Raw genomic sequence first — 12,671 nt, 5'->3', positions numbered from 1 at the left:
GGCTTTTTTGTTATCCGGAGAGAAGCGATGGCGGATTTGCAGGCGACCCTCGACAGCATCTACACCGATATTCTGCCGCGGGTCGGCGAGGGTAAGGTCGCTGACTATATACCCGAGCTCGCCAAGGTCGATCCACGACAGTTCGGGATGGCGATCGTCACTGTCGACGGCAAGGTCTATCGTATCGGCGACGCCGATATCGCCTTCTCGATCCAGAGCATCTCCAAGGTCTTCATGCTGACCTTGGCGCTCGGCAAGGTCGGCGAAGGTCTATGGAAGCGCGTCGGACGCGAGCCGTCAGGATCGGCTTTCAACTCGATCGTCCAGCTCGAGCACGAGAGCGGCATTCCGCGCAATCCCTTCATCAATGCCGGCGCGATCGCGGTCACCGACGTCGTCATGGCCGGTCATGCGCCACGCGAGGCGATCGGCGAATTGCTGCGCTTCGTGCGTTATCTCGCCGACGACGAGTCGATCACCATCGATGACAAGGTGGCGCGCTCGGAAACGCAGACGGGGTACCGCAATGTCGCGCTCGCGAACTTCATGCGCGCCTACCGCAATCTCGACCACCCCGTCGACCACGTGCTCGGCGTCTATTTCCATCAATGCGCCCTGTCGATGAGCTGCGAGCAGCTCGCCCGCGCCGGGCTGTTCCTGGCAGCGCGCGGCAGCAATCCGATGACCGGTCATTCGGTGGTCTCGCCGAAGCGGGCGCGGCGCATCAATGCGCTGATGCTGACCTGCGGCCATTACGACGGCTCGGGTGACTTCGCCTATCATGTCGGCCTGCCCGGCAAGAGCGGCGTCGGCGGCGGCATTTTTGCGGTAGCGCCCGGCATTGCTTCGATCGCGGTCTGGTCGCCGGGGCTGAACAAGGTCGGCAATTCGCAGCTTGGCGCCGTGGCGCTGGAGATGCTTGCGGCCCGCACCGGCTGGTCGGTTTTCGGCGATTGAGGCTGTGTTGTCAGGCCGCTTTCTGCTATGGCAAGTTCACCTTCGATAGGACAAGCAATGAATATCGCAGCTAATATCGCGGATGAGCTCGAAGCGGACGATGGCGTTGGTCTTGCACTCTTTGCCGATGCGCCACGTTCGGTGTCCTTCAACAAGCTGCGCAAGCGCCTGCTCAGGCAAGTACGTCAGGCTTTCGACGATTTCGACATGCTGAAGGGGCAGAAGCGCTGGCTCGTCGGCCTCTCCGGTGGCAAGGATTCCTACGGTCTACTGGCGCTGCTGCTCGATCTGAAATGGCGCGGGCTGCTGCCTGTCGAACTTATCGCCTGCAATCTCGACCAGGGACAGCCGAACTTTCCAAAGCATGTGCTGCCGGACTATCTGACAAAGATCGGCGTCCGGCATCGGATCGAATATCGCGACACCTATTCGATCGTGAAGGAAAAAGTGCCCGAAGGCGCCACCTATTGCTCGCTCTGTTCGCGGCTGCGGCGCGGCAATCTCTACCGCATTGCGCGGGAGGAGGGCTGCGACGCACTGGTGCTCGGCCATCACCGTGAGGACATTCTCGAAACCTTCTTCATGAATTTCTTTCACGGCGGGCGGCTTGCCTCGATGCCGGCAAAGCTTCTGAACGACGAGGGCGACCTGATGGTGCTTCGGCCGCTCGCCTATGCCGCCGAGGACGATCTTGCCAGGTTCGCCGTCGCCATGCAGTTTCCGATCATCCCGTGCGATCTCTGCGGCTCCCAGGACGGGCTGCAGCGCAATGCGATGAAGGACATGCTCGCCGATATCGAACGGCGCATGCCCGGACGCAAGGACACGATGCTGCGGGCGCTTTCGCATGTGAACCCGTCGCATCTGCTCGATCCGAAGCTCTTCGAGTTTTCCGGCTTGACAGTCACCGACCCTTCGTGAAAGGCCGGCTGCGGGAGGCTGGTCGCTGCATGAAGGACATGATTTCGCATGAGCATTTCAGATAAGGATATTCTCTTTCTTGGCGCTAGCGTCAGGGAGGCGGCACGCGCCGAAATCATGCCGCGTTTTCGCAATCTGGGCACTGCCGACGTTTCCGAAAAGACGTCCGCAATCGACCTGGTGACGGAGGCGGACGTGCTCGCCGAACACAAGATCACCGCGGCGCTGAAAGAGCGTTTTCCCGCAGCACTCGTTGTCGGCGAGGAAGCCTATGACGTCGATCGGTCCGTCGTTCCGGCCCTTGCCGACGCCGAGCTCGCCTTCGTCATCGATCCTGTCGATGGCACCTTCAATTTCGCCGCCGGGCTTCCGGTCTTCGGGACGATGCTGGCGGTGACCGTCAGGGGCGAGACGGTCGCCGGCATCATTCATGATCCCGTCCTCGGCGATACGGTGATGGCGATCAAGGGAGCGGGCTCCTTTCTGACGCGACAGGACGGCCAATCGAGCAGGCTCAAGGTGGCGGAACCCGCCGCCCTGGACCAGATGGTCGGCGGCATCTCATGGGGCCATATGGACGACCCGGATCGCTCGCGCATCTGCTCCAACCTGGCGAAGATCAGAATGACCTTTGCTTTCAACTGCTCGGCCTACGAATATTGGATGGTTGCCTCCGGCAAGCTGCATTTCATCGGCCATGCGAAGCTGATGCCCTGGGATCACCTGGCCGGCGTGCTCGCGCATCAGGAGGCCGGCGGCCACACGGCGAAATTCGACGGCACCCCCTATCGCCCCGGCGAGACGACGGGCGGCATTATCTCAGCACCCGACAGGGACAGCTGGCAGCTGATCCGCCGCGAGGTCATCGGCATCTGATTTGACACGCTTCCTGAAAGGATTTGACATGACTGCGACTGTCGACGTGACCGCCCTTGCCGATCTCTTGCGCCGGGCGGCGAAAGCGGAAATTCTGCCGCGCTTCCGCCGGCTTGGCCGGGACGATGTGCGCGCCAAGAGCGAGGCGACCGATCTCGTTACCGAGGCCGATGAGCAGGCCGAGCGGATGATCAAGGCGGAAGCCGAACAGCTCTGGCCGGGCGCCCTGTTCGTCGGCGAAGAATCGGTCTCGGCCGTGCCGGCACTGCTCGGCAGGCTCGCCGATGCCGATCTCGCCATCGTCGTCGATCCGGTCGACGGCACGTTCAATTTCGCCGCCGGCATCCCGGCCTTCGGCGTCATGGCGTCGGTCGTTTCCGGCGGCGAGACGATTGCAGGCATCATTTACGATCCGATGGGCGACGACTGGGTGATGGCGGAAAGGGGAAGCGGCGCCTGGCTGCGGCGGCCGGATGGCGAAGCGCGGCGGCTGCGCGCGGCCGAGCCTGTCGCGCTCGACCAGATGGTCGGCATGGCCTCCACCGGCTACCTGCCGCAGGAGAAGCGGGCCGAGATCCTCGGCAATCTCGCCAAGGTGCGCTTCCTCACCAACTACCGCTGCGCGGCTCACGAATACCGCACCCTTGCGGGCGGCCATGTGCATTACCTCATGTACAACAAGCTGATGCCCTGGGATCATCTCGCCGGCACGCTCATTTCCCAGGAGGCCGGCGCCCATGCCGCCCGTTTCGACGGTTCTTCCTACCTACCACACCATCTCGACGGCGGGCTGCTGATTGCCCCAGACAAGGCCTCATGGGAAGTGCTGCGCCGTGAGGTGGTTACCGTTTGAACGCATGAAAACCGGCCGCAGAGCACTGATTTTGCGGCCGTATCTGCGACGGGACGGCCGAGTTCATTCGGATAGGTGTATCGGTGGCTCGCGCCCTATTCCGTGTAGAGCTTTTCCATGCGGAAATTTTCCAGGCTTTGCCCGCGTTTCTCGACGGTTTGCCTCGTTATCACACGGAAACCCCTGCGCTCGAAAAACGGTCGGGCGGTTCGGCTCGCTTCCGTATAAATTCGCGTGAATCCGAGGTTCAACGCTTCCTTCTCGACCCTGCTCAACAGGTGGCTTGCGATACCGAGCCCCTGAAATTCAGGGTGCACGAACATCATGTCTAGGCATCCGTCTTCGGTCAGGTCGGAAAATCCCACCGGCACTCCATCGATTTCCGCGATCCAGCCAGGCCTGCTTATCCGGCGCTTCGCCCATAGGCTGCGATCTTCCACCTTCGCCCAAGCCTCGATCTGAGCGGGCAAATAGTCTTTCGATGAAACCTCCCGGACAGCGCGATCGTTGCGACTGCGTCGCTTGGCGCGTAAGGCCTGATCAGAATTCGGTCGTCCATCGGAAATGCCTTTCCCCCACTGCAGCCAATCGTTTTCGGCGTCAGAAGTGGGCGGCACCCGGATCGAGCTGCGGGCTGTCTCCGGGATGGGTGAAGAGCTTGCCGTTCTCGGCCCAGAGGGTGGCTGCGATCGTCACCAGGCCGAAGAGGGCGAAGCCGCCGAAGAGAGGCTGCACCGTGCCGTTGAACATCTGGCCGACCAGTCCGCCGAGGATGGCGCCTGCCGTGGTCGAGACGAAGCCGGTGATGGCGGTCGCCGTCCCGGCGAGATTGCCCATCGGCTCAAGGCTGATGGCGGTGAAATTGGTGGCGATCACGGCAAACATCATCAGGACGATTGTGAAGATGCCGTAGGCTGTTGCGAAATCCGCCTTGCCGGCCAGTGCAATGAGAAAGCCGGTTGCCGACAGTGCCGTGAAGATCAGCAGCGCGGCATGCGAAATGCGGCGCATGCCGAATTTGCGAACGAAGAAGCCGTTGGCGAAATTGGCCACCGCAATACCGCCGGCGGTCGCCGCAAAGGCGATCGGCAGCCAATCGCCGAGGCCGTAAACTTCGCCGAAGACCTGCTGCACCGAGATCACATAGGCGCTGATGACGCCGGTAAACATGGTGAGGCCGATCATATAGCCTGAGGTAATCCGGTTCGTGAGCACGGTCTTGAAGCCGTCCGTGACCGAGTTGACCGACAGCGGCAGGCGTTCTTCCGGCGGCAGTGATTCCTTCAGCCGCAGAAGTGCCCAGACGAAGAGGATGGTGGCGACGGCGCCGAGCAGGATGAAGATCCAATGCCAGTTGGCATAAAGGATGATGAGCTGGCCCACCGATGGTGCGACGATTGGCACGATCATGAAGACGATCATGACATAGGACATGACGCGGGCCATTTCGCGGCCGCCGAAGCAGTCGCGGACGATCGCCATGGTGGTGATGCGCACAGCCGCGCCGCCGACGCCCTGGACGAAGCGCATGAGGAGCAGCATTTCGAAGCTGCTGGTGGCGGCAGCGGCAAACATGCCGACCACATAGCAGGCGAGGCCGCCGAGCAGGATTTTGCGGCGGCCGAACGTATCGGAAAGGCTGCCGAAGAATATCTGCGAAACGCCGAAGCCAAGAAAGAAAACGCCGATGATGAGCTGGGCGTCGTTGGTGCTGGTGACGCCGAGGGAGCGGCCGATATTGGGCAATGCCGGCAGCATGCTGTCGATCGCCATGGCAATGCTGGCCGTCATGATCGCAATGGTGACGACGAATTCACCGAAGCCCATGCCGATGCGGCGGGAGCCTTGGTTTTCCTGGTGCGGTTTATGTGGCGGCGTCATGTGGTGAAATCCTGAATGCGGAGGAGGTCGGCCTTTCAAACGGCCGGATTGTGCTGCTGGAACAGGCGGCCCTTCTCGGCAATAAGCACGAAGACCAACCCGGCGATCGAGACAGCGAAATAACCGGCGACCATCGGCAGCGCCGTGCCATCGAAGGCCTGGCCGATACCGGCGCCGATGATGGCGCCGCCAACCGTGCTCATGAAGCCGAGCACGGAGGAGGCGGTGCCGGCCACATGGCCGAGAGGCTCCATGGCAAGCGAGTTGAAGTTCGAGCCGATCCAGCCGAACTGAAACATGGCCAGACCGAAGAAGGTGATGAACAAGGCGAAAGGCATCGGCTCGGAACTCGCCATTTGGACGATCAGCCAGATGGAGTTGATGGTGATGAAGCCGATCAGCGAGCCGTGCGACAGGCGACGCATGCCGAGCTTGCCGACGAAGCGCGAGTTGAAGAAGGACGACAGCGACATGAAGATCGCCACGCCAGCGAAGGCGACGGGGAAATAGACGCCGAGACCATAAATGCCGACATAGACCTGCTGAGCGGAATTGATGAAGCCGAACAGCGCGCCGAAAATGAATGTGCTGGCGATCGTGTAGCAGAGCGCCAGGCGATTGGTCAGCACCAGCTTGAAGGCGCCGAAGATCGAGCGGGCGGTGAAGGGGCGGACATTCTGCGGATGCAGGGTTTCCGGCAGGCGGATGTAAGCCCAGACGGCGATACCAGTTGCCATGGCGGCAATGAAGAGGAAGATCAAGTGCCAGTTGCCGAAGAACATCACGACCTGGCCGGTGCCGGGTGCGATCACCGGCACGATCATGAAGACCATCATAATCAGCGACATGACCTCCGCCATCTGCCGGCCGCCATAGATATCGCGGACAATGGAGACGGTGATGACGCGGGTTGCGGCCGAACCAACGCCCTGCAGGAAGCGCAGTGCGAGCAACCCCGCAAAAGAGGGGACGAAAACGATACTGATGGCGGAGAGAATGTAGATGACGAGACCGATCAGCAGCGGCGTGCGGCGGCCGAAACGGTCGGAGAGCGGCCCGTAGAACAACTGAGCGCAGCCGAAACCGAGCAGATAGGTGGAGACGATGAATTGCCGATGATTTTCGCTCTCGACGCCGAGGCTCGCTCCAATCTGCTGCAGCGCCGGCAGCATGACGTCGATCGCCAGAGAGTTAACGGCCATCAGCAAGGCGGCGAGCGCGATGAATTCACGCTTGCCCATGGACAGGCGGCCCGCGGACACGGCTGGTGATGAATCTGTCACAATGAAATTCCCATAAACAGGTCAAGGCGCTGCTGGCTGCAGCGCCTTGAACTCGAGAAACAGATTTGGAAACCGGGCGGACGTCCGGTGACCGGTCAGGCGGCGCCGCGAACGGTGACGCCGTTTTCCTGGAGATGCTGTTGCAGCTCACCGGCCTGGAACATTTCCCGGACGATGTCGCAGCCGCCGATGAACTCGCCCTTTACGTAAAGCTGCGGGATCGTCGGCCAGTTGGAATAATCCTTGATGCCTTGGCGGATCTCCGAATCGGCGAGCACGTTGATGCCTTTGTAGTCGACGCCGATGTAATCGAGAATCTGCACGACCTGGCCGGAGAAACCGCACTGCGGAAACTGCGGCGTGCCCTTCATGAAGAGGACGACGTCGTTGCTCTTGATTTCGTTGTCGATGAATTCGTGAATGCCGCTCATGAGACCTGATCCTTTCAACGGGTGGGTTAAAGGCCCACCGTTTCAATCGTTGTCCTTAGATAGCATGTGACAGCAGGAATTCCAGACGCCTAAACCAAAAAAAGACCACTGTGGTCAGACCACTTCGCTAGTGTTGCTATCACGTTACGGTTGTCGGGCCAGATGAGCCGGTATCCGATCAACTTCAACGTCGCCGAGGGACCGAGCTCGGCGGTCGGATAAAAATTGCGTCTTGTCTCAGCTGCGGCGCTGGCGGCTGCGACCGGCAGCTGTGCGTCGCTTGCTGACCTGTTTGCGGGCGGTTTTGCGCTTGGCGGAGGTTGTCTTTCTGGTAGCAGCCGTTGTCGCAGTGGGGCGCGTCTTACGCCTCCTGCGCTTCGTCGTGATGCGGCCGGTGGTTTTCTTCAGGATTTCCTTCAATACGGTGTCGACGACGCCTGATATCAGTTCTTTGACAAGATCGGCCACAAAACCCCTCCGTTCACGGTGGAAACGACATGGCTGCTATTGAATTCCTGATGACTTCGGTTAGCAAGACGCCTTCGAGACCATACCTGCTTTTTCGCCGAGATCGGCGGCGCAGCAGCCGGATCGCACGAACATGCCGGCCATTCGCCCGGCCGAAAGAGCGGAATGAGATTGATAAAAAAGCGGGTCGTCCTGCATTTTCCGGGCTTCGAGCCGCTTGACGGCGTTGCCCACCGGGCGCGCTACGAGCGCTCAGCCAGACAGAGTTCCGCCGTTTGGGGCTACTCGCTCGAGATCGGGACGCCGGACGGCAGCGATCTCCTCAGTTTCGAGGTTTCGACCAGCGGCGCGGCGCCCGGGGCAGCCGAGGCGGCGCCCGGGGCAGAGCCTGCTCCTGCCACCTGGCAGACGAAGAGCCGGATCTACATGGTCGATCACGATATGTTCGTGCGCAGGCTGCGCAGCAGCAATACGCTGAGCCAGATTGTTGCGGGTTTTCGCAGCTGCGCCCAGATCATGCTCGAAGGCGGCATGCGGGGCTATTTCCGTCATGCCTGGCGCTTCGGCCTGTTCTTCCTCTTTCCGTTCCTGCTGACGGCGCTGGCAATCGCGCTGACGGCGCAGATCGCCGTCGCGCCCTATAGTCTCGGCTTTTCGCCCTGGCACATGCTCTGGAGCGGGCCGCTGGCCCTCTGCTTTTTCATCTTTGCCTTCCTGCCGTTTTCCGAACGCTTCCACACGCTGCATCTGTTTGCCGATTGGCAAATGGCGGTGGCGCTCGGCCGCATGCACCGGGCCGATTTCAACGATTGGCTGGAAGACCGGGCCACCGCCGTAAGCAAGGTGCTCGCCGAAGAAGCGGAGGAGTATGTGATCTCCTCACACAGCATGGGATCGAATGTGGCCGCCCACGTCATCGGCATATTGCTGGAAAGGGAGCCGGAGATCTTCAAGGGCAAACGCGTGGTGTTTGCAACGCTCGGCAGTGCCATTCTGCAATGCGCGCTGCTGTCATCGGCGAACCTGCTGCGCGCCCGCGTCGGCTTGATTGCCCGCTGCCCGGAGATTTCGTGGCTCGATGTGCAATGCCTGACGGATTCGATCAATTTCTACAAGGTGCCGGTTGTCGCCGCCTGCGGCCACCCGGACGCGCCCCCGGCAAAGATGCTCCTGATCCGCGTCAAGCAGATGCTGACGCGCGAACATTACCGCAAGATCCGCAAGGATCAGCTGCGCGTCCATCGGCAATATGTGCTGGGGCCGGATCTGCAGGCGCCCTTCGACTTCACGCTGATGACTTCAGGGCCGATGCCGGCTTCAGTGTTTGCTTATCCGGAGCAGGAAAGGTTTCCGGCTTGAAGGGCCGAGTACCATCGGTAGCGATGGACGTATAGGATTTGCGCCGAGTTGGTGGGTTCTTTTTTGGGACTCGACTTAATTCCAGGGCGTCGGGATCAATGGGCGTTCACCACCACAGCCCGACCCCACCCTTGCTCCGCCCGGAGCCGAATCCACACCGCATCATCAGCAGCAGTCGCATGGATCCCAGGCTCAAGGCCTGGGATGACGGAGAGTGTGGTTGGCGTTCTCGCCAAACTCGCTGCCAGTGTACAAAGACGCAGTTACAACAGCTGTTTCATAGCCCGGCACTTACTACGCCCTCCCTTACCACCAGTACATGTGATAGGAATGAGAAGCGGAGAGGGTGGCGGGCTACCTCAACTGTCAATCCGGCGCCGAGGTCTGCAATGCAAGCGCGTGCAATATGCCACCCATATTGCCCTTCAGCGCCTCGTAGACCATCTGGTGCTGCTGCACGCGGCTCTTGCCGCGGAAGGCTTCGGCGACGACTTCGGCGGCGTAATGATCACCGTCGCCCGCCAGATCGCGGATCGTCACCTTGGCACCGGGAATCCCAGCCTTGATCATGTCTTCGATATCGCCGGGTTTCATGGCCATGATCGTTACTCCTTGCGCATTATTCCGCGGCGAGTTCGCCGCGGCCTTCCATGAAATCAGGGAACCACGATTCATGGGTATCGCGCAATTGCTGAATCGGCAGCGTAATGAGATCGCCGACGACGAGTGCATCTCCACCGACCGTGCCGAGGCGGCGGAATGGAACGCCGGCGCCTTCTGCATTGACGCAGACGAAATCGGCCACATCGGCCGGCACCGTCAGTACATAACGCGCCTGATCCTCGCCGAAGAGCAGCGCGTGCGGCGCACCCTTGCATTCGTCGAGATCGATCGTAAGCCCCTTGCCGGATGCCATGGCGATTTCAGCCAGCGCGACGGCAAGGCCGCCCGAGGAAATATCATGGCAGGCAGTTGCCTGATCGTTGCGGATGACGGAGCGGACAAAATCGCCGTTGCGGCGCTCGGCGAAGAGATCCACTTCGGGGGCGGGACCTTCGCGGCTATCGAGCACATCCCTGAGATAGACGGATTGGCCGAGATGGCTGCCGTCGAGGCCGATCATGATCACCTTGTCGCCGTCATTGGCGCTGCCGATGCGAGCCATCTTGCGCCAGTCCGGCAGCAGGCCAACGCCTGCGATCGTCGGGGTCGGCAGGATGGCGACGCCGTTGGTCTCATTGTAGAGCGAGACGTTGCCCGACACGATCGGGAAGTCGAGCGCGCGGCAGGCCTCGCCGATGCCCTTCACCGCCTGTACGAACTGGCCCATGATCTCCGGCTTTTCGGGATTGCCGAAGTTGAGGTTGTCGGTCGCGGCGAGCGGTTCGGCGCCCGTCGCGGTGATGTTGCGCCAGCATTCGGCGACCGCCTGTTTGCCGCCTTCGAAGGGATCGGCCTCGACATAACGCGGTGTGACGTCGGAGGAGAAGGCAAGCGCCTTGCTCTTGTGGCCATCGACGCGCACGACGCCGGCGTCCCCGCCCGGAAGCTGCAGCGAATTGCCCTGGATCAGCGTGTCATATTGCTCATAGACCCAGCGGCGGCTCGACTGGTTGGCCGAGCCGACGAGCTGCAGCAGCGCCTGGCCGTAATTCTTGGGTGCGGCGACGAGATTGGCGGGCAGGGGGGCAGGCTTGGCGGATTCGCGCCAGGGACGATCATATTCCGGCGCCTGGTCGCCGAGATCCTTGATCGGCAGATTGGCGACTTCTTCTCCCTGATGGACGACGCGAAAGCGCAGGTCGTCGGTCGTCTTGCCGACGATGGCGAAATCGAGACCCCATTTGACGAAGATCGCCTTGGCCTGCTCTTCCTTCTCCGGCTGCAGCACCATGAGCATGCGCTCCTGGCTTTCCGACAGCATCATCTCATAGGCGGTCATCCGCTCTTCGCGCACCGGCACCTTGTCGAGTTCCAGCACAATGCCGAGATCGCCCTTGGCGCCCATTTCGACGGCCGAGCAGGTGAGGCCGGCAGCCCCCATGTCCTGAATGGCGATGACGGCGCCGGTCTGCATCAGCTCGAGGCAGGCTTCGAGCAGGCACTTTTCGGTGAAGGGATCGCCGACCTGAACGGTCGGGCGCTTTTCCTCGATCGATTCGTCGAATTCTGCCGAGGCCATGGTCGCGCCGCCGACACCGTCGCGGCCGGTTTTGGCGCCGAGATAGACGACCGGAAGGCCGACGCCCTTGGCCTCGGACAGGAAGATGGCGTTGGATTTGGCAATGCCAGCGGCAAAGGCGTTGACCAGGATGTTGCCGTTGTAGCGGGCATCGAACTCGACTTCGCCGCCGACCGTCGGCACGCCGAAGGAATTGCCGTAGCCGCCGACGCCGGAAACGACGCCGGAAACGAGATGGCGGGTCTTGGGATGATCCGGTTCGCCGAAGCGCAGCGCGTTCATCGCCGCAATCGGGCGCGCACCCATGGTGAAGACGTCGCGCAGAATGCCGCCGACACCGGTCGCGGCACCCTGGTAAGGCTCGATATAGGAGGGGTGGTTGTGGCTCTCCATCTTGAAGACGACGCAATCGCCGTCATCGATATCGACGACGCCGGCATTTTCCCCGGGGCCCTGGATGACGCGCGGCCCCTTGGTCGGCAGCGTGCGCAGCCATTTCTTGGAGGATTTGTAGGAGCAATGCTCGTTCCACATGGCCGAGAAGATGCCGAGTTCGGTGAAAGTCGGTTCGCGGCCGATCAGATCCAGGATCCGCTGGTACTCGTCCGGCTTCAGGCCATGGCCCGCGATGAGTTCCGGCGTGATCGGCATGGTGTTTGAAATGGTCATGAGCGGAAAGTCCCTGGCGCGTTTTGCGCTGTCTTTAGCTTATGTAGCGGCGGCGCGCGACAGAAAAAAGCCCGCCGTCAACAGAGGGCGGGCAGGCTTTTTTCGTAAAGGCAGCAATTGCTCAGAACTTGTAGCCGATCTGGATGCCGGCGCGCGTCATGCCATCGTTCGGGCCGTCGCAGAGATTGGCATGCGAGGAGTGGGCAATCTGGGCCATTACGTTCCAATGCGGGGTGAAACGGTAGCCGGCACCGGCATATTCGTGGAAGAGGACGCGGCAGCCGAGTTCCGGGCCGTCATCATTGTCGTCCAGGTCGCCGGTATGGATGACGCCGCCAAAGCCGGCTTCGGCAAAGAGCTTCTCGTTGAAATCGACCGTCCAGGTGAAGCCGGTGAAGAATTGGGTGGCTTCACCCGCGGTGCCGATCGAGGTGCCGAGATGGACACGTGGACGCAGCAACTGTTGCCAGCCAACGGCCTCCTCGTATCCGAAAGGGTCGAAGAGAGCGGTAATCTCCGGGAAGACGCCGTCTTCCCCGGAACGGCCCGATTGTACCGAGGCAGAAACCCCGAAACGCAACTCATCAAATATTTGCTCGCCGGCATTTGCCGAACCTGCCATCGAGGCACCGGCTATTACAGCCACTGATGCCAGCGCCAGGAATCGCTGCGCGATCCGTCCGAACTCGACCCTCATCTGCTGTCCTTTGATTCGCACCAAGCATGGATAACAAAGAGGTAGCATGGGGGCGGGCGGGGTAAAGCGCTCTCGTCAGACGTGTGTGTTTTTT

The 12,671-nt window shown here is 61.3% G+C and carries 12 protein-coding genes and 1 pseudogene; 5 read left to right on the top strand and 8 right to left on the bottom strand.

What is annotated here, in order from left to right; genetic code table 11:
• Positions 1-27: 27 nt before the first annotated feature.
• Genes GGI60_RS00360 through GGI60_RS00345 form a run of 4 tightly spaced genes read left to right on the top strand, consistent with a single transcriptional unit; the run spans position 28 to position 3,607 of the window.
• Positions 28-957, top strand: coding sequence for a glutaminase (locus GGI60_RS00360; RefSeq protein WP_183913556.1), 930 nt, complete (start codon positions 28-30; stop codon positions 955-957).
• A 57-nt stretch (positions 958-1,014) separates the two neighbouring features.
• Complete coding sequence (gene ttcA, locus GGI60_RS00355; protein WP_183913558.1) at positions 1,015-1,878, top strand: tRNA 2-thiocytidine(32) synthetase TtcA; 864 nt, start codon at positions 1,015-1,017, stop codon at positions 1,876-1,878.
• Positions 1,879-1,926: 48 nt separating this feature from the next.
• Positions 1,927-2,754 carry an inositol monophosphatase family protein gene (locus tag GGI60_RS00350; RefSeq protein WP_183913560.1) on the top strand — a complete coding sequence of 276 codons (828 nt, stop codon included), beginning with the start codon at positions 1,927-1,929 and terminating at the stop codon, positions 2,752-2,754.
• A gap of 28 nt (positions 2,755-2,782) precedes the next feature.
• The gene (locus GGI60_RS00345) at positions 2,783-3,607 is read left to right on the top strand and encodes an inositol monophosphatase family protein (protein WP_183913562.1); all 825 of its coding nucleotides are present in this window, start codon (positions 2,783-2,785) and stop codon (positions 3,605-3,607) included.
• Positions 3,608-3,702: 95 nt separating this feature from the next.
• On the opposite strand, the pseudogene GGI60_RS00340 reads toward GGI60_RS00345, so the two are convergent.
• From GGI60_RS00340 to GGI60_RS00320, 5 genes and pseudogenes are all read right to left on the bottom strand, one after another.
• A pseudogene (locus GGI60_RS00340) lies at positions 3,703-4,166 on the bottom strand (GNAT family N-acetyltransferase).
• 41 nt (positions 4,167-4,207) lie between these two features.
• Entirely contained in the window at positions 4,208-5,488 is a 1,281-nt protein-coding gene (locus GGI60_RS00335) for a multidrug effflux MFS transporter (RefSeq protein ID WP_183913564.1), read from the bottom strand.
• Between the two features lie 35 nt (positions 5,489-5,523).
• On the bottom strand, positions 5,524-6,729 hold the full coding sequence (locus tag GGI60_RS00330) for a multidrug effflux MFS transporter (RefSeq protein ID WP_183913916.1): 1,206 nt from the start codon (positions 6,727-6,729) through the stop codon (positions 5,524-5,526).
• Positions 6,730-6,866: 137 nt separating this feature from the next.
• On the bottom strand, positions 6,867-7,202 hold the full coding sequence (gene grxD, locus GGI60_RS00325; RefSeq protein WP_009994514.1) for a Grx4 family monothiol glutaredoxin: 336 nt from the start codon (positions 7,200-7,202) through the stop codon (positions 6,867-6,869).
• A gap of 237 nt (positions 7,203-7,439) precedes the next feature.
• Positions 7,440-7,670: a hypothetical protein gene (locus GGI60_RS00320; protein ID WP_183913566.1), complete on the bottom strand. Its 231-nt coding sequence runs from the start codon at positions 7,668-7,670 to the stop codon at positions 7,440-7,442.
• Positions 7,671-7,835: 165 nt separating this feature from the next.
• On the opposite strand from GGI60_RS00320, the gene GGI60_RS00315 reads away from it, so the two are divergent.
• Positions 7,836-9,029, top strand: coding sequence for a hypothetical protein (locus GGI60_RS00315; RefSeq protein ID WP_183913568.1), 1,194 nt, complete (start codon positions 7,836-7,838; stop codon positions 9,027-9,029).
• A gap of 366 nt (positions 9,030-9,395) precedes the next feature.
• On the opposite strand, the gene GGI60_RS00310 is transcribed toward GGI60_RS00315, so the two are convergent.
• From GGI60_RS00310 to GGI60_RS00300, 3 genes are all read right to left on the bottom strand, one after another.
• Positions 9,396-9,629: a BolA/IbaG family iron-sulfur metabolism protein gene (locus tag GGI60_RS00310; protein WP_007826248.1), complete on the bottom strand. Its 234-nt coding sequence runs from the start codon at positions 9,627-9,629 to the stop codon at positions 9,396-9,398.
• A gap of 19 nt (positions 9,630-9,648) precedes the next feature.
• On the bottom strand, positions 9,649-11,880 hold the full coding sequence (gene purL / locus GGI60_RS00305) for a phosphoribosylformylglycinamidine synthase subunit PurL (protein ID WP_183913570.1): 2,232 nt from the start codon (positions 11,878-11,880) through the stop codon (positions 9,649-9,651).
• Positions 11,881-12,001: 121 nt separating this feature from the next.
• Positions 12,002-12,577, bottom strand: coding sequence for an acyloxyacyl hydrolase (locus tag GGI60_RS00300; protein ID WP_183913572.1), 576 nt, complete (start codon positions 12,575-12,577; stop codon positions 12,002-12,004).
• Positions 12,578-12,671 lie beyond the last annotated feature (94 nt).

The organism is Rhizobium lentis (assembly GCF_014200175.1).
GTDB lineage: Bacteria > Pseudomonadota > Alphaproteobacteria > Rhizobiales > Rhizobiaceae > Rhizobium > Rhizobium mulingense.
The sequence above is the reverse complement of the archived record's forward strand: the minus strand, read 5'-3'. Positions and strand labels throughout refer to the sequence as shown.

Coding starts and splice junctions, on each gene's coding strand:
- ttcA (WP_183913558.1), top strand. CDS start 1,015: ATGAATATCGCAGCTAATATCGCGGATGAGCTCGAAGCGGACGATGGC.
- GGI60_RS00330 (WP_183913916.1), bottom strand. CDS start 6,729: ATGGGCAAGCGTGAATTCATCGCGCTCGCCGCCTTGCTGATGGCCGTT.
- GGI60_RS00310 (WP_007826248.1), bottom strand. CDS start 9,629: ATGGCCATGAAACCCGGCGATATCGAAGACATGATCAAGGCTGGGATT.
- purL (WP_183913570.1), bottom strand. CDS start 11,880: ATGACCATTTCAAACACCATGCCGATCACGCCGGAACTCATCGCGGGC.
- GGI60_RS00315 (WP_183913568.1), top strand. CDS start 7,836: ATGAGATTGATAAAAAAGCGGGTCGTCCTGCATTTTCCGGGCTTCGAG.
- GGI60_RS00300 (WP_183913572.1), bottom strand. CDS start 12,577: ATGAGGGTCGAGTTCGGACGGATCGCGCAGCGATTCCTGGCGCTGGCA.
- GGI60_RS00335 (WP_183913564.1), bottom strand. CDS start 5,488: ATGACGCCGCCACATAAACCGCACCAGGAAAACCAAGGCTCCCGCCGC.
- GGI60_RS00350 (WP_183913560.1), top strand. CDS start 1,927: ATGAGCATTTCAGATAAGGATATTCTCTTTCTTGGCGCTAGCGTCAGG.
- grxD (WP_009994514.1), bottom strand. CDS start 7,202: ATGAGCGGCATTCACGAATTCATCGACAACGAAATCAAGAGCAACGAC.
- GGI60_RS00360 (WP_183913556.1), top strand. CDS start 28: ATGGCGGATTTGCAGGCGACCCTCGACAGCATCTACACCGATATTCTG.
- GGI60_RS00345 (WP_183913562.1), top strand. CDS start 2,783: ATGACTGCGACTGTCGACGTGACCGCCCTTGCCGATCTCTTGCGCCGG.